Annotated in this window: 16 protein-coding genes; 10 read left to right on the top strand and 6 right to left on the bottom strand. The window is 72.5% G+C overall.

Going from position 1 to position 15,735, the window contains the following annotated elements:
* Window positions 1-12 precede the first annotated feature (12 nt).
* Together dapE and ACIF80_RS01510 are read left to right on the top strand one after the other, a co-directional pair.
* Window positions 13-1,092, top strand: coding sequence for a succinyl-diaminopimelate desuccinylase (gene dapE, locus ACIF80_RS01515; protein ID WP_399797944.1), 1,080 nt, complete (start codon window positions 13-15; stop codon window positions 1,090-1,092).
* Window positions 1,093-1,250: 158 nt separating this feature from the next.
* Window positions 1,251-2,009, top strand: coding sequence for a TIGR00730 family Rossman fold protein (locus ACIF80_RS01510; RefSeq protein ID WP_399797941.1), 759 nt, complete (start codon window positions 1,251-1,253; stop codon window positions 2,007-2,009).
* A gap of 338 nt (window positions 2,010-2,347) precedes the next feature.
* On the opposite strand, the gene folP is transcribed toward ACIF80_RS01510, so the two are convergent.
* Window positions 2,348-3,208 (bottom strand): dihydropteroate synthase, encoded by an 861-nt coding sequence (folP, locus tag ACIF80_RS01505; RefSeq protein WP_399799370.1) that lies wholly within the window; start codon window positions 3,206-3,208, stop codon window positions 2,348-2,350.
* Window positions 3,209-3,348: 140 nt separating this feature from the next.
* Between folP and ACIF80_RS01500 the strand changes: the two genes are divergently transcribed.
* Both ACIF80_RS01500 and ACIF80_RS01495 read left to right on the top strand, forming a co-directional pair.
* Window positions 3,349-3,705 carry a DivIVA domain-containing protein gene (locus tag ACIF80_RS01500; protein WP_399799367.1) on the top strand — a complete coding sequence of 119 codons (357 nt, stop codon included), beginning with the start codon at window positions 3,349-3,351 and terminating at the stop codon, window positions 3,703-3,705.
* Window positions 3,702-4,286 carry a DNA-3-methyladenine glycosylase I gene (locus tag ACIF80_RS01495; protein ID WP_399797938.1) on the top strand — a complete coding sequence of 195 codons (585 nt, stop codon included), beginning with the start codon at window positions 3,702-3,704 and terminating at the stop codon, window positions 4,284-4,286. Before ACIF80_RS01500 ends, ACIF80_RS01495 begins: the two co-directional genes overlap by 4 nt.
* A gap of 84 nt (window positions 4,287-4,370) precedes the next feature.
* Here the strand turns inward: ACIF80_RS01495 and ACIF80_RS01490 are convergent, their stop codons facing one another.
* On the bottom strand, window positions 4,371-5,174 hold the full coding sequence (locus ACIF80_RS01490; protein ID WP_399797935.1) for an enoyl-CoA hydratase/isomerase family protein: 804 nt from the start codon (window positions 5,172-5,174) through the stop codon (window positions 4,371-4,373).
* 378 nt (window positions 5,175-5,552) lie between these two features.
* On the opposite strand from ACIF80_RS01490, the gene ACIF80_RS01485 reads away from it, so the two are divergent.
* The gene (locus tag ACIF80_RS01485) at window positions 5,553-5,720 is read left to right on the top strand and encodes a DUF3117 domain-containing protein (RefSeq protein WP_003966491.1); all 168 of its coding nucleotides are present in this window, start codon (window positions 5,553-5,555) and stop codon (window positions 5,718-5,720) included.
* A gap of 132 nt (window positions 5,721-5,852) precedes the next feature.
* On the opposite strand, the gene ACIF80_RS01480 is transcribed toward ACIF80_RS01485, so the two are convergent.
* Complete coding sequence (locus tag ACIF80_RS01480; protein ID WP_399799364.1) at window positions 5,853-6,551, bottom strand: O-methyltransferase; 699 nt, start codon at window positions 6,549-6,551, stop codon at window positions 5,853-5,855.
* A gap of 162 nt (window positions 6,552-6,713) precedes the next feature.
* Between ACIF80_RS01480 and sigE the strand changes: the two genes are divergently transcribed.
* The 5 genes from sigE (at window position 6,714) to ACIF80_RS01455 (ending at window position 12,442) form a co-directional block, all read left to right on the top strand.
* Window positions 6,714-7,487, top strand: a complete 774-nt coding sequence (sigE, locus tag ACIF80_RS01475) for an RNA polymerase sigma factor SigE (protein WP_399797933.1) — start codon at window positions 6,714-6,716, stop codon at window positions 7,485-7,487.
* The gene (locus ACIF80_RS01470) at window positions 7,484-8,500 is read left to right on the top strand and encodes an anti-sigma factor family protein (protein WP_399797931.1); all 1,017 of its coding nucleotides are present in this window, start codon (window positions 7,484-7,486) and stop codon (window positions 8,498-8,500) included. Before sigE ends, ACIF80_RS01470 begins: the two co-directional genes overlap by 4 nt.
* Before the next feature lie 177 nt (window positions 8,501-8,677).
* Complete coding sequence (locus ACIF80_RS01465) at window positions 8,678-10,816, top strand: trypsin-like peptidase domain-containing protein (RefSeq protein WP_399797929.1); 2,139 nt, start codon at window positions 8,678-8,680, stop codon at window positions 10,814-10,816.
* Between the two features lie 256 nt (window positions 10,817-11,072).
* On the top strand, window positions 11,073-11,519 hold the full coding sequence (locus ACIF80_RS01460) for a sec-independent translocase (RefSeq protein WP_399797926.1): 447 nt from the start codon (window positions 11,073-11,075) through the stop codon (window positions 11,517-11,519).
* A gap of 248 nt (window positions 11,520-11,767) precedes the next feature.
* Window positions 11,768-12,442, top strand: coding sequence for a hypothetical protein (locus ACIF80_RS01455; RefSeq protein ID WP_399797924.1), 675 nt, complete (start codon window positions 11,768-11,770; stop codon window positions 12,440-12,442).
* 138 nt (window positions 12,443-12,580) lie between these two features.
* Here ACIF80_RS01455 and ACIF80_RS01450 read toward each other — a convergent pair whose 3' ends face one another.
* The 3 genes from ACIF80_RS01450 to ACIF80_RS01440 are packed head-to-tail and all read right to left on the bottom strand — an operon-like array spanning window position 12,581 to window position 15,720.
* The gene (locus ACIF80_RS01450) at window positions 12,581-13,714 is read right to left on the bottom strand and encodes an Mrp/NBP35 family ATP-binding protein (RefSeq protein WP_399797921.1); all 1,134 of its coding nucleotides are present in this window, start codon (window positions 13,712-13,714) and stop codon (window positions 12,581-12,583) included.
* 43 nt (window positions 13,715-13,757) lie between these two features.
* Complete coding sequence (locus tag ACIF80_RS01445; protein ID WP_399797918.1) at window positions 13,758-14,369, bottom strand: DUF1003 domain-containing protein; 612 nt, start codon at window positions 14,367-14,369, stop codon at window positions 13,758-13,760.
* Entirely contained in the window at window positions 14,359-15,720 is a 1,362-nt protein-coding gene (locus tag ACIF80_RS01440; protein ID WP_399797915.1) for a magnesium transporter MgtE N-terminal domain-containing protein, read from the bottom strand. The genes ACIF80_RS01445 and ACIF80_RS01440 overlap by 11 nt, the downstream gene beginning before the upstream one ends.
* Window positions 15,721-15,735: the final 15 nt, after the last annotated feature.

Genomic DNA, 15,735 nt, shown 5'->3' with positions numbered 1-15,735 from the left:
AGGGTCGTCGCCATGGCCGATACACCGCTTGACCTCACTTCGGACGCGGCACGCCTGACCGCGCGGCTCGTCGACCTCCCCTCCGTCAGCGGCACCGAGAAGCCGCTCGCGGACGCGATCGAATCCGTCCTGCGCACCCTGCCGCACCTCACGGTCGACCGGTACGGCAACAACGTCGTGGCCCGTACGAACCTGGGGCGCGAGGAGCGCGTGATCCTCGCCGGTCACATCGACACGGTCCCCATCGCGGACAACGTCCCCTCCCGGCTCGACGAGGACGGCGTGCTGTGGGGCTGCGGCACCTGCGACATGAAGGCGGGCGTGGCCGTCCAGCTGCGCATCGCGGCCACCGTCCCCGCCCCCAACCGGGACCTGACCTTCGTCTTCTACGACAACGAGGAGGTCTCCGCGGACCTCAACGGCCTCAAGCACGTCGCCGAGCAGCACCCCGACTGGCTGGCGGGCGACTTCGCGGTCCTCCTCGAGCCCTCCGACGGCCAGGTCGAGGGCGGCTGCCAGGGCACGCTCCGGGTGCTGCTGAAGACCACCGGCGAGCGCGCCCACTCCGCGCGGAGCTGGATGGGCTCCAACGCGATCCACGCGGCGTCCCCCATCCTCGCCCGCCTCGCCTCCTACGAGCCGCGTTACCCGGTGATCGACGGCCTGGAGTACCGCGAGGGCCTGAACGCGGTGGGCATCTCCGGGGGCGTCGCCGGCAACGTCATCCCCGACGAGTGCGTCGTCACCGTCAACTTCCGCTACGCCCCCGACCGCTCCGAGGCCGAGGCCCTCGCCCACGTCCGCGAGGTCTTCGCGGACTGCGGCGTGAGCGAGTTCGTCGTCGACGACCACAGCGGTGCGGCCCTGCCCGGCCTGTCCCACCCGGCCGCGGCCGCCTTCATCGAGGCGGTCGGCGGCACACCCCAGCCCAAGTACGGCTGGACGGACGTCTCCCGCTTCTCGGCACTCGGCATCCCGGCGGTCAACTACGGCCCCGGCAACCCGCACCTGGCGCACAAGCGGGACGAACGCGTCGAGACGGCGAAGATCCTCGCGGGGGAGGAGCGGCTGCGGTCCTGGCTGACCGCGTGAGCGCACCACCCCGAGGGGGCGTTTGGAACGCTGTTCCGCGGACATGCTGACGTCCCCCAGACGTAACCCGCGTGGATCTACGCTGGGGTGGAACGACCTCTCCCCGCACTCTCGGCGATCCTCCCGAGCCGGGGAGACCGCGAACGGAGGGAGCACATATGGCTACTGGCAATCCCGAGGGCAAGCAGATCCCACCGGAGGAGCAGCGGCTGGGCCCGGTGCTCCGCAGGCGGGACCAGGTCCAGGCGAGCACCACGGACCAGCGGCTGCTGGACGGGCGTGCCCCCTCGGACTGGGTGCACACCGACCCCTGGCGGGTGCTGCGCATCCAGTCGGAGTTCATCGAGGGGTTCGGCACCCTCGCCGAGCTGCCTCCCGCCATCAGCGTCTTCGGCTCGGCACGCACACCGGCGACCTCGCCGGAGTACGAGGCCGGCGTCCGGTTGGGCCGGGGCCTGGTCGAGGCGGGCTTCGCCGTCATCACCGGCGGCGGCCCCGGCGCCATGGAGGCGGCCAACCAGGGCGCCTGCGAGGCCAACGGCGTCTCGGTCGGCCTCGGCATCGAGCTGCCCTTCGAGCAGGGACTCAACAGCTACGTCGACATCGGCCTGAACTTCCGGTACTTCTTCGTCCGCAAGCTGATGTTCGTCAAGTACTCGCAGGGCTTCGTCGTCCTGCCCGGCGGCCTCGGCACCCTCGACGAACTCTTCGAGGCGCTGACCCTGGTCCAGACGCAGAAGATCACCCAGTTCCCCATCGTCCTGTTCGGCACCGAGTACTGGGGCGGCCTGGTCGACTGGCTGCGCAGCACGGTCATCGACCAGGGCAAGGCAGCCGAGAAGGACCTCCTCCTCTTCCACGTCACGGACGACGTGGACGAAGCGGTGGCCCTGGTCTCCAAGGAAGCGGGCCGCTGACCCGCCGGGCCCCGGACTCCCCGTCCTCCCGCCCCCGGCCCACCGAACGGCGCGCGGGCCGGGCCCTTCCCGTGCCACGGAGTGGCCGTCCTGGGCGGTGGGAGCACTTTCCGACGCACCGAGCCGGGTGATGGGACGGGCGGGCATAGGCCGGGGTCCGGGGCGGAGCCCCACGCCCGGAGCTCGGGGGCATTGCCTATGAGAAAGGCGTAAGGGGAGAAGCGTCGCTCCGGGGCGACGCTTCTCCCCAAGGTCCAGGGGCGACGCTCCATGCCCAGGGTCCAGGGGCGGCGCCCATGAGCGGCGCAGGGGCAGAACCTTCACCCCGGGGCGGAGCCCTACGCCAGTCCGCGCCGGGCCACCGCCGGAGCGCGGTGGCCCGCGATGGACGCCACCATGTCCAGCACCTGCCGCGTCTCCGCCACCTCGTGCACCCGGTACACCCGCGCCCCCAGCCACGCCGACACCGCGGTCGTCGCGAGCGTCCCCAGCACCCGCTCCTTGACCGGCCGGTCCAACGTCTCCCCGACGAAGTCCTTGTTGGACAGCGACACCAGCACCGGCCACCCGGTGGCGACCATCTCGTCCAGCCGCCGCGTCGCCTCGAGACTGTGCCGGGTGTTCTTGCCGAAGTCGTGCCCGGGATCGATCATCACCGACTCCCGCGGCACGCCCAGGGACACCGCGCGCTCCGCCAGTCCCAGCGTCCGGTCGAGGATGTCGGCCATCACGTCCTCGTACTCCACCCGGTGCGGCCGGGTCCGCGGCAGTGCGCCTCCCGCGTGGGTGCACACCAGCCCGGCGCCGTACCGCGCGGCGACCTCCGCGAGCCGCGGATCGACCCCGCCCCAGGCATCGTTCAGTACGTCCGCCCCCACCTCGCACACGGCCTCGCCGACCTCGTGCCGCCAGGTGTCCACGCTGATCACGACGTCCGGGAAGCGCCGCCGCACCTCGGCGACGAAACCGACCGTGCGCCGCGCCTCCTCCTCGGCGGACACCTCTTCGCCCGGCCCGGCCTTCACCCCGCCGATGTCGATGATCGCGGCGCCCTCGGCCACCGCCTGCTCCACGCGCGTGAGCGCCGGTTCGTCGAGGAAGGTCGCGCCCTGGTCGTAGAAGGAGTCCGGGGTCCGGTTCACGATCGCCATGATCACCGGCTCGTGCGGTGCGAATTCCCGCCTGCCCAGCCTGAGCATCCCCAAAGACCTCTCCTCGTCGGTGCGGTCCACCGGCCGTCCCGGCCGCCTGTGACCCTGACTGTCAGACTCGCATGGCACGATCGGACACACACATCCGACTCCGGTTCGATCCAACCCTGGGGACCTCAGCGATGGTTATGTTCCTGTTCCTGGTCGTCGCGCTCGCCGTCGTGGTCGCCGCGGTGACCCTCGCCGTGGTGGGCGGCGGCGAGCGCGGCCCGCTGCCCGACGCGGCTCCCGACCGGCTGAGGGACACCCTGCCGCTGGACCGCCCGGTCAGCCGCGCGGACGTGGACGGCCTTCGCTTCCCCCTCGCCGCCCGCGGCTACCGCATGGCCGACGTGGACGACGCGCTGAGCCGCCTCGGCGCCGAACTCGCCGAGCGCGACGCCCGGATCGCCGACCTGGAGTCCGCGCTGGCCGGTGCCCGTGCCGTCGCGGCCCACATCGCCCTGGACAAGCCCGCCGCGCGCCAGGAGGACGACCAGCTGTGACCGACGGAACCGCCCTCGCGGGTCCGGACGGCGCCCCGCGCTGCCCCTGGGCCCTGTCCACCGAGGACTACATCGCGTACCACGACGAGGAGTGGGGCCGCCCGGTCCACGGGGACGACGCCCTGTTCGAGCGCCTCAGCCTGGAGGCCTTCCAGTCCGGCCTGTCGTGGCTCACGATCCTGCGCCGCCGTCCGGGCTTCCGCACCGCCTTCGCCGGCTTCCGGATCGCGGCCGTCGCGGAGTTCACCGACGCCGACCGGGAGCGCCTGCTGGCCGACGCCGGCATCATCCGCAATCGCGCCAAGATCGACGCGACCCTGGGCAACGCGCGGGTGCTGGCCGGGTGGGCGCCCGGCGACCTGGACGCCCTGATCTGGTCACACGCCCCCGATCCGGCCGGCCGCCCGGCGCCGGTGACCCTCGCCGACGTCCCCGCGGTCACCCCCGAGTCGACGGCGCTGTCCAAGGCCCTGAAGAAGCAGGGCCTGCGCTTCGTCGGACCGACCACGGCCTACGCGCTGATGCAGGCCTGCGGCCTGGTCGACGACCACCTGAAGGACTGCGCGGCCCGACAGGCCTGACCCCTCGAAGACGACAGGTCCGTGGCGCAGACCGCCCCGGACCCGTCGCCCCGGACCCGTCGCCCCGGACCTGCCGCCCCGGAGTCAGCGGCCCTGGTACTTCGGCTTCTCCTTGTTGACGAAGGCCTGCACGGCGATCGTGTGGTCCTCGGAGGCACCCGCCCGGGTCTGGAGCTCGTCCTCCTTCTCCAGGGCCTCCTCCAGGGAGTGGGTGAGCCCGTACGCCACCGACTCCTTCAGCGCCGCGTACGCCACCGTCGGTCCCGCGGCCAGCGCCCGCGCCGTCTTCTCCGCCTCCGCGCGCAGTTCGGCGGCCGGGACCAGCCGGTTCGCGATCCCGAGGTCGTACGCCTCCTGGGCCGTGATACTGCGGGGGAAGAGCAGCAGGTCGGTGGCGCGGCTCGGGCCGACGACCCGCGGCAGCGTCCAGGAGATCCCGGAGTCCGCGGTCAGCGCGACCCCGGCGAACGACGTGTTGAACGCCGCCGTGTCGGCCACGATCCGGTAGTCCGCCGCCAGCGCGAAGCCGAAGCCCGCCCCGGCCGCCACCCCGTTCACCGCGGCGACCACCGGCTTCGCGGCCCCGGCGAGCGCCTTCACGATCGGGTTGTAGTGCTCGCGCACCGTGCTCATCGTGCGCCCGCCGCCGTCCTCCCGGTCGGCGACCAGCAGCCCGATGTGCTCCTTGAGGTCCTGCCCGACGCAGAACGCCCGGTCACCGGCGGCGGTCAGCAGTACGGCCCGCACGCCCTCGTCGTCCGCGGCGGCCCGGACCGCGTCCCGGAGAGCGACCTTCGCCGCCACGTTCAGCGCGTTCATCGCCTCCGGGCGGTTCAGCGTGATCGTCGCGAGTCCGTCGCTCACCTCGTAGAGCACGGTGTCGGCCATGGTGTATCCCTCCGCGTCGCGGCTCGTGGACCTACCCGTCAGTACGTCCCTCTGCAGGACAGCATGACGGAGATCGCCGACGCAGGCGTAGAGCCCGCATGTGACCTGCGTCAAAGAATTACGGACCGATTTCCGTCGGGGGAGTGGCGCAAGGGGGCGCAGTATCGCAGCCACATCGCCGAATTGAGTGGTTTTGCTCGCGCGCGTTGCCCAAGCGATGCCGACCGATGTTGGTCATCGGGTCCTGAGATGCGGGATAATGGCTTGGAAGCAATGTGTTCGATGCCGGTGGCGTGTGTCCTGCTTCAAGGACCGCAGGTGCCCTTCAGTGGGCCGTCGGCTAGACGGTTGAGCTGGGTTTCAGGAAGGGGAACGAGCATGGCGGCCATGAAGCCGCGGACGGGTGATGGCCCGCTCGAGGTGACCAAGGAGGGGCGGGGCATCGTCATGCGCGTTCCGCTCGAAGGCGGCGGGCGGCTCGTCGTCGAGCTGACCCCGGATGAGGCCGACGCGCTCGGCGACGCTCTCAAGAAGGTCGTCGGCTGACGCGCAAGCGACCATACCCTTTCAGTCGCCCCGGTGCCGCATGCGGCACCGGGGCGACTGTTTGCGCAGGTAGGAGTGGTGCCAGAGAGGTCCGCCACCGTTTCAGGCCCGATGCGCGTCCGGAGCCGTCCGCTACCGCTTCACCGCGCAGAGCAGCCCGTCACCCACGGGCAGCAGGGACGACACCATCTCCTGGCTCTCGCGCAGGGCCCGCACCAGTTCCCGCAGCCGCAGCACCTCGGTGGGCTGCGGACCGGAATCCACCGTCCGGCCGTTCGCGAAGACCCCTTCGAAGGCGACCAGACCTCCCGGGCGCAGCAGACGCAACGATTCCGCGAGGTAGTCCTGGTACTCGAGCCGGTCCCCGTCGCAGAAGACGAGGTCGTAGCCGGAGTCCGCGAGGCGGGGCAGGACGTCCAGCGCCCGCCCGGGGATGAAACGGGCCCTGTTGGCGGCGAAGCCCGCCGTGCGGAAGGCCTGGCGGGCGGACTGCTGGTGCTCCGGCTCCTGGTCGACCGTGGTCAGCACACCGTCCGGCCGCATGCCGTGCAGCAGGTGGATCCCGGAGACGCCGCAGCCGGTGCCGATCTCCGCGACCGCCTTGGCGTCCACGGTGGCCGCGAGCAACCGCAGGGCCGCGCCCGTACCGGGCGACACCGAGCGCAGCCCTGCCTCCTGGGCCCGGTCCCGGGCCCAGTGCAGCGCCTCGTCCTCGGCGACATAGGCGTCCGCGAACGCCCAGCTCGTCTGCCGGTTGGCGGTAATGACCCTCTCCTGTCCCCGTGGTTGCCTCGGCGTGACTTTATCCGTTGACGCCGGGAACCCACTGATGGGACCGGACGTTTACAGGGAAGAGCGAGCGACGTGTGCCATGGAGGGGGTGGGCGTATGGGCGGGGACACCGAGCAAGTGCTGACGCAGGCCCACGAGCCGTGGCAGCCCACATCAATTTCTCGTAAAACCGCTTATCCGGAGCTAACGGGCGAGGTGGCTATGGTAGGGGCTCCACTGGACACCACCAGAGCCGATAGGGGAGGTGCGGCTGCGCCTGGGGATCGGGGAGGAGTGCTGAGGCGCTTCCTCGGATCGGCGGGCAGGCCGAAATCCGTGAACGACACCGCTGCTGACCACAGCCACGCCGCTGAGCCGGCCCAGACCGCGAGCTTCTCCACCGACGCGGACGGGCAGGCGTGGACTCCGCCCACGTGGGAGGAGATCGTCAGCATGCACAGCGGCCGGGTCTACCGGCTCGCCTACCGCCTCACCGGTAACCAGCACGACGCGGAGGACCTCACCCAGGAGGTCTTCGTCCGCGTCTTCCGCTCGCTGTCGACGTACACGCCGGGCACCTTCGAGGGCTGGCTGCACCGCATCACGACCAACCTCTTCCTGGACATGGTGCGCCGCAAGCAGCGCATCCGTTTCGACTCGCTGGGCGACGACGCGGCCGAGCGGCTCCCCAGCAAGGAGCCCACCCCCCAGCAGGTCTTCAACGACACCCACTTCGACGCGGACGTCCAGCAGGCCCTCGACACGCTCGCGCCCGAATTCCGCGCCGCGGTCGTCCTCTGCGACATCGAGGGACTGTCGTACGAGGAGATCGCCGCGACCCTCGGCGTCAAGCTCGGCACGGTCCGGTCCCGGATCCACCGCGGGCGCTCACAGCTGCGCAAGGCCCTCGCTCACCGCTCGCCCCAGGCGCGCACGGAGCGCCGCTCCTTCGTGCCGCGTGTTCCCGCACTGGGAGGAGGGGGCGCGAGCACGTGAGTGGTTCACGTCCGAAACCTGCCGAGGGACACCTCGCAGAGGAGCACCTGGGAGACCGGCTTTCCGCCCTGGTGGACGGAGAGCTGGGTCATGACGCGCGTGAGCGCGTACTGGCGCACGTCGCCACCTGCACGAAGTGCAAGGCGGAGCTGGACGCACAGCGCCGCCTGAAGAACGTCTTCGCGGAAGCCGCGCCCCCGCCCCCGTCCGAGAGCTTCCTGGCCCGCCTCCAGGGCCTTCCGGCGGGCGGCGACCTCGGCGGCGGCTCGCCCCTGGACGGCGGAGTGCTGCCGGGCGGCCCGCCCGCGCAGCTCGGCGGGATGCCCGGATCCTTCGGGGCCGGCAGGCGCGGTGAGCGGTTCGAGTTCGCCCACACGCCCGCCCGGCGATCCTCCCCCCTGCTCCCGCCCCCGTCGGGGGCGGCCACGGCGGACCGGGGCTTCCGCATCCATGACGTCGGCCGGCACGAACAGGACCGGCCCTCCTCGCGCGGGATGCGGTTCGCCGCCGCCGCGGCGGGGGCGGTGTCCCTCGCGGCGATCGCCCTCGGCGGTGTCGTCACCCTCACACCCACCGACGCGGAGGTCCGCGGCTCGGGCAACGGCAGCAATGTGACCCCGCTGCGCACCCAGGGCAGCACGCCGACGACGACGCCCGATTCCCAGCGCCGCCGGAGTTCCGCCCCCCTGCTGGGCCAGCTGCAGGGCCAGAGCGCGCGGGGCGGCACCCCGGCCGCCCCGACCCAGGCGTCCGCGCCGCTGCTCCCCGGGGCCCCGCCGCCCGCTCCCCGGCGCCACAGCCCCCTGGCGGCCACTCCTGCCATGGCCGGCGCCGCCCTGAGGGCCCCGCTGATACCGCCGTTGTCCCTGACGGAGTGGGAGACGACCCCGGGGCTCAAGACCCCCGGCGGCTTCCCCACCGTCGCCGTCCCGTCGTCCCCCGCACCTTCCGCTTCCTCCGCGCCCTCCGGCGGCGCGACCGCGGCGCCCGCCCGGCCGCTTCCTCCCGCATGATCCGCTGACCGGTGCCCCGGCCCGTGCGCGCCCGTCCGCTGCGCACGGGCGTGCGAACCTGGTTGAATCCAGGTGGCGCGCCCAGGCCCATGGAGCCGGGTGCCGGACCAGGGCTTCGAAGCGCGGAGGCGCAAGGAGCCACGGAGTCGACGATCTGCGGCCAGCTGTGGGGAGAGCATGAACGACGGGAAGCCCCCGAAGGCGAGCCCATCGGGGGAGCCGGGGGAGCAGGGACAGCCGGCCGAGCCGGACCGGGACGGGGACTTCGAGCTGGAGCGCCCGGCGCCTTCGGACGGCACCACCGGCTCCGACGGCCCCGGCGGCGCGGACCTCACCGACGGTGCCGGTCCGGCTCCCGCTCCGGTGGACACACCGAAGGACGCCGACTTCGAACTCGCCCGGCCCGCCGCGTCCTTGGCCGAGGCGGGGGGCGACTACGAACTGCACCGGCCCCGGAACGCCGAGGGGGCGGAAGCCGGCGTGCCCGCAGAGGGCGTCGAACCCGCGGGAGCCGCAGAGCCTCACGAGGCCGCCGTGCCCACGCAGCCCGCGAGGCCCACGGCGCCCGCCGAGTCCTCCGAGCCCGCCGGGTTCTCCGGGCCCACGGCGCCCGCCGAGTCCTCCGAGCCCGCCGGGTTCTCCGGGCCCACGGCGCCCGCCGAGTCCTCCGAGCCCTCCGGGTTCTCCGAGCCCGTCCTCCCCGGTTCCTTCGGAGACCGGTCCGAGCAGCCCCGGCCGCTGCACGACCCCGATCCCTACAGCACCCCGCCGTACGGTGAGCCGGGCCCCTGGGCGCCCGCGCCCCCGGTTCAGCATCCGGCGGCAACTCCCGCGCAGGACGCGTCGGTGCCCGTCCCGACACCACCCCCGGCGCCGGGCACACCGCCGCACGACATAGCCGTGCCCGGCGCACCTGTTCACGGCGTGCCGGAGCCCGCTGCCCCCGCCCCGCCCGCGCCCGGCGTCCCCGGGCCCGGGGCCCCGGACGCGAGCCACCCCGTACCCGCGCCCGCGGTCGAGCCCGCATCCGCGCCCGCGGTCGAGCCCGCGCCCGCATCCATGGTTCCGGCCCCGGGCGCTCCGGCAGTGGAAGTCCAGGCACCGGCCGGCCCCTGGCAGCGTTACGACCCCTGGGCCGCCGCCGCGGCGAGTGCCCCGTTGCAGCAGACCGGGGGCGCGGTCGACACGGAGGACCGGCGGCGCAAGCGGGCCAGGAGGAAGCTCGTCGGCCTCATGCTGCTGGTCGCGCTCCTGTCGGGCAGCGTCGGCGGGATCGTCGGCACCCAGCTGGAACGCAGCGGCGGTGTGGGTGCCGTGGAACTCCCGCAGGCCGAGGAGGAGCCCGCCGGACGGGAACCCGGAAGCATCGCCGGCATCGCCGCGCAGGCCCTGCCCAGCGTCGTCACCCTGCACGTCAGCGGGGCGGCGTCGGCCGGCACCGGTACCGGATTCGTGCTCGACGACCGCGGACACATCCTCACCAACGACCACGTCGTGCAGCCCGCCGGACGCGACGGCGAGATCACCGTGACCTTCCACAGCGGCGACACCGCCGAGGCCACGGTCGTCGGCCGGGACAGCGGCTACGACCTCGCCGTGGTGAAGGTCAAGGGCGTCGGCGGTCTGGCCCCCCTGCCCCTCGGCAATTCGGAGAACGTGCGGGTGGGCGATCCCGTGGTCGCCATCGGCGCCCCCTTCGACCTGGCCGGCACGGTCACCACCGGCATCATCAGCGCGCGCGAACGCCCCATCACGGCGGGCGGTGGGCAGGGCGACGGCAGTGACGTGTCGTACGTCGACGCCCTGCAGACCGACGCGCCGATCAACCCCGGCAACTCCGGCGGCCCCCTGCTCGACGCCGAGGGCCGCGTGATCGGCATCAACTCCGCCATCCGCTCCGCCGCCGACGGCGGCGGAGAGGCCGAGGGCGGCCAGGCCGGCTCCATAGGCCTCGGCTTCGCCATCCCGATCAACCAGGGCAAGCGCGTCGCCGAAGAACTGATCAACACCGGCAGGGCGACCCACCCGGTGATCGGCATCACCCTGGACATGGACTACGCCGGCGACGGCGCCCGCGTCGGCGCCGAGGGCAGCGACGGCGGTCCCCCGGTCAGCACCGGGGGGCCCGGCGACAAGGCCGGGATCAAGGCCGGCGACGTCATCACGAAGGTCGACGGGCAGCGCGTCCACTCCGGTGAGGAACTCATCGTCAAGACCCGCGCACACCGCCCCGGGGACCGACTGGAGCTCACCCTGGAGCGGGACGGCAAGGAGCGGGAGGTCTCGCTGGTCCTCGGCTCCTCCGGCGGCGGCTAGACACCGGGCGGCACGACGGCCGGTGCGGTGGCGCGGGGACACGGGGGGCGCGGCAGGCACGGGAAGGCGAACAGCCGGCGAAGACCGTACCCGTCACGCAACCGGAGGCCCCGGCACAGTACCGGTCGTGCGGGGAGGCCGGGTACCGTGGACCCGGCCCGGACCACGGAAGACCGCACGGACGCACGGACGCACGGACGCGTCGACGCACTGACCACCGAGGGCCGAGGGCCGAGGACATCGCAAGGAGCTTCAGGTGTTCAATGACATAGGACCGCTCGAGCTGGTGACGCTCGTCATCCTCGCCGTGCTCGTCTTCGGTCCGGACAAGCTCCCCAAGGTCATCCAGGACGTGACCAGGACGATCCGGAAGATCCGCGACTTCTCGGACAGTGCCAAGCAGGACATCCGCGAGGAACTGGGCCCGGAGTTCAAGGACTTCGAGTTCGAGGACCTCAACCCCAAGACGTTCATCCGCAAGCAGATGGACAACGACGACCTGGGGCTCAAGGAGATCCGCAGCGGCTTCGACCTGAAGAAGGAGATGGCCGAGGTCACGGACGCCGTCCAGGGCCGCGACGCCGAGTCCTCCTCCGCCTCCACCTCCTCCGCGTCCACCCCGGGCGGTCGCCTCGACATGACGAAGAAGCCCGAGAAGGCGGCCGCCGACGACCGTCCGCCCTTCGACGCAGACGCCACCTGAGCCTCGCCCGGCGCAGCCGCGGCCGGGCGCACGGGGGTGTACGCCCCCGCATACGTGACGCGTTTCATACTCCGCCAGAGCCCCGCACGGCCCGAACCGGACGTCCACGCGGCCTACGCGCCGGGTGGTTTCCCGGGCAGGTGCCCACGAGGTGGCTATGCTGCCCCAGTTGTTGTGCGGTCCGGACGAGTACGCCCGAAGGGGGGCGGGCCGCCCCCGGTCCGACGAGAGCGAGGAGGCGTCCGGGCATGGAGACGACGAGTCGGGCAGTCGCGCAGGCGTCGGCCGCGGAGGACGGACGACCAGTCCCCTCCGTCCGGCGTACGGTCGACGGCTACCTGAGCGCGCCCTTCCCGTGGTACGGCCTCGACGAGGCGTTCACGGGGCGGCGCTGGCTGATGCAGGTGGGCACCGCGGCCGACGGGACCGTCGAGCACGGATCGATCGGGCACGGTGACGAGCCCTCGGTGCGCAGCGAGTACACGGCCCAGAGCGGCCAGGAGACCAAGGAGAGGTTCGCGGTCGCCGTGACGGTGGCCGCCAACCCGGTGCGCCGCAGCGCGGACGGCACCGGCCTGATGGAGGCCACCTCGGTGTCCTCCGCCGCCTGGCTCGCCGGAGTGGGGCTGCTGTCGTTCACCTGGCCTGGCCAGATGGACCACTCCCTGCGCGACGACTGGCTGGAGCAGCAGACGGAGACCGCCTGGGTGCTGGCGGACGACCTCGACGGACCGGACTGGTCGACGCTGTCCCTCCCCGTGGACGGGGTGTCGACGCCGTTCCACTACCGGGAGTCCGAGTTCGGCTGGGTGCTCGCGGGATCGACGCGGGCGGGCGTGCACGTCGGCGCGTACGGCCGGGGCATGAGCGCGTACGGGCTGGGCTTCGCCGTGGTCAAGGACATCACCGCCTACGCGTCCTGAGCGGGGGGACGTACCGCCGGGCCCGAGCGGGGAACGTACCGCCGTCCTCGCACGGCGAAGGGCGCCGCCCCGAAGGACGGCGCCCCGGCCGGACGCGGCACAGCGGCTCTCAGGACCCCGTACGGGCGCCCGGAGAGCTCAGAACTTGTTCCGGGGCGTGATGCCCAGCGCCAGGCCCGCCAGACCGCGCTGACGCCCGCCGAGCTTGCCGGCGATCGAGCGGAGCGCCGAACCCGCGGGGGACTCCGGGTCGGACAGGACGACCGGCCTGCCCTCGTCGCCGCCCTCGCGCAGGCGCACGTCGATGGGGATGGAACCGAGCACCGGGACGGTGGCCCCCGTGGTGCGGGTCAGTCCGTCGGCCACCGACTGGCCGCCACCGGTGCCGAAGACGTCGACCATCTCGTCGCAGTGCGGGCACGGCAGGCCGGACATGTTCTCGACCACACCGACGATCTTCTGGTGGGTCTGCACGGCGATGGAGCCCGCCCGCTCGGCCACCTCGGCCGCCGCCTGCTGGGGCGTGGTGACGACCAGGATCTCGGCGTTCGGCACGAGCTGCGCGACCGAGATCGCGATGTCGCCGGTGCCCGGCGGCAGGTCGAGCAGCAGCACGTCCAGGTCGCCCCAGTACACGTCCGCCAGGAACTGCTGCAGCGCGCGGTGCAGCATCGGGCCCCGCCACACCACCGGCGCGTTGCCCGGGGTGAACATGCCGATGGAGATGACCTTCACCCCGTGCGCGGACGGCGGCATGATCATGTTCTCGACCTGGGTCGGACGCCCGTCGGCACCCAGCATGCGCGGCACCGAGTGGCCGTAGATGTCGGCGTCCACGACGCCCACCTTCAGACCGTCGGCCGCCATCGCCGCCGCCAGGTTCACCGTCACCGACGACTTGCCGACACCGCCCTTGCCGGAGGCGACCGCGTACACCCGGGTGAGGCTGCCCGGCTTCGCGAAGGGCACCTCGCGCTCGGCCTGGCCGCCGCGCAGGGCGTTCGCCAGCTCCTTGCGCTGCTCGTCGCTCATCACGTCCAGCGTGACGTCGACCCGCGTGACACCCTCGAGCCGGGAGACCGCGTCCGTCACCCGCTGCGTGATCGTGTCCCGCATCGGGCAGCCGGAGACCGTCAGGTACACGGTGACCGCGACCGCCCCGTCCGCCCCGATCTCGACCGACTTGACCATCCCGAGTTCGGTGATGGGCCGGTTGATCTCGGGGTCGTTCACTGTCGCCAGTGCCTCGCGCACCGCGTCTTCCGTAGCCATGGTGTCGATGGTACGGCGCCCGGCACGTCCCCCGGTAAGCCCGCTACTGGTCGTCTGCGTCACGTCCCGGAGACCGTTGCGCCCGCATTGCCGCGATGGAGCCGTGATGGTCCCGGTGTCCGTTCTGCCGTTCCTCGAGCTCCTTCATCATGTCCTGGAGCTCCGAGCGGATCCAGTCGCGCGTCGCGACCTCCCCGAGCCCGATGCGCAGGGCGGCGACCTCCCGCGTCAGGTACTCGGTGTCCGCGATCGCCCGCTCGTCCTGCTTGCGGTCCTGCTCCAGGTTGACCCGGTCGCGGTCGTCCTGCCTGTTCTGCGCCAGCAGGATCAGCGGGGCCGCGTACGAGGCCTGGAGGGAGAGCATCAGGGTCAGGAAGATGAACGGGTACTCGTCGAACCGCAGTTCCTTCGGCGCGGACACGTTCCACACCAGCCACACGATGATGACGACCGTCATCCAGACGATGAACCGGCCGGTCCCCAGGAAACGCGCGATCCGCTCCGACAGGCGCCCGAAGGCCTCCGGATCCCATTCGGGCAGCAGGCGGCGCCTGGGCGGGCGCGGCTGGTCCAGCCGGGGCGTCCGCACGCGGCCGGCGGCCGTGGCACCCGCCGGGTGACGCTGCTCGCGCACGCCGTCGCGCTCAGGTGCCATCGGTCACCACCCCCTCGTCGTCGTCCCTGACGTCCCTGCCGTCCGCACCGTCCGTGTCCTCCGCGCCGTCGGCGCCGTCCGGGTCGTCGCCCTCGTTCAGATGGAACTCGGTCTCCCGCCAGTCGTCCGGCAGCATGTGGTCCAGTACGTCGTCCACCGTCACCGCTCCCAGCAGCGCGCCCGTCTCGTCGACCACGGGCGCCGCCACCATGTCGTACGCGGCGAAGAACCCGGCGACCACGGGCAGCGCCGCACCCGGCGCCAGCGACTGCAGATCGTCGTCGATGATCGAGCCGACCAGCGTGTACGGGGGGTCGCGCAGCAGCCGCTGGAAGTGGACCGTGCCCAGGTACTTGCCGGTCGGGGTCTCCTCCGGCGGACGGCACACGTAGACCTGGGCCGCGTGCGCCGGGGACAGGTCCGGGTTGCGGATGCGGGCCAGGGCGTCGGCGACGGTCGCGTCGGGCCTCAGCACGATCGGCTCGGTCGTCATCAGACCGCCCGCCGTGTGCTCCTCATATGCCATCAGGCGCCGCATGTCGGCCGCGTCACCGGGCTGCATCAGGCTCAGCAGCCGCTCCTTGTCCTCCTCGGGCAGCTCGGAGAGGAGGTCGGCGGCGTCGTCCGGGTCCATGGCCTCCAGGACGTGGGCGGCGCGCTCCTCCTTCAGCTTGCCGAGGATCTCCACCTGGTCGTCCTCGGGCAGCTCCTCCAGCACGTCCGCGAGGCGGTCGTCGTCCAGAGCGGCGGCCACCTCGGCGCGGCGCTTGGCGGAGAGGTGGTGCAGGACGTTGGCCAGGTCGGCGGGGCGCAGCTGCTCGAACGTGGCGAGCAGATTCTCGGCCCCCTGCCCCTGCTCCTCCAGCGAGAACCCGCTGACCGCCGACCACTCGACGGTCAGGGTCTCCCCCTTGCCCCGACGAAACGTTCCGCCCTTCTTGCCCTTGCGGACGAACACCCGGTCGATCACCCATCCCCGGCGGGCCGGCAGCTGGTGCACCGACAGGTCGAGGACGGTGACCTCCTCACCGGTCTCCACGAGCGTCACCCTGCGGTCCAGGAGCTCACCGAAGACGAGCCGCTCGGTGGGCCGCTGCTCGAAGCGCCGGACGTTGAGCACCCCGGTGGTGATGACCTGGCCGGACTGCACGGCGGTCACCCGGTTCATGGGCAGGAAGATGCGGCGCCGGCTGGGCAGTTCGACCACCAGACCGAGCAGTCTCGGTGGTCGCCCGCCCACCCGCAGCATGACGACCAGATCGCGCACACGCCCCACCTGGTCACCGGCCGGATCGAAGGCGGCGACGCCGGAGATGTGCGAGACGAAGAACCGGGGGGCGCCCGCTGCCATGGCGGCGGCTCCTTT

Origin of the sequence: Streptomyces sp. NPDC085927 (assembly GCF_044540975.1) — a bacterium.
Lineage (GTDB): Bacteria > Actinomycetota > Actinomycetes > Streptomycetales > Streptomycetaceae > Streptomyces > Streptomyces hirsutus.
Note: the sequence above shows the minus strand (reverse complement) of the source record. Positions and strands in the feature narration are given on the sequence as shown.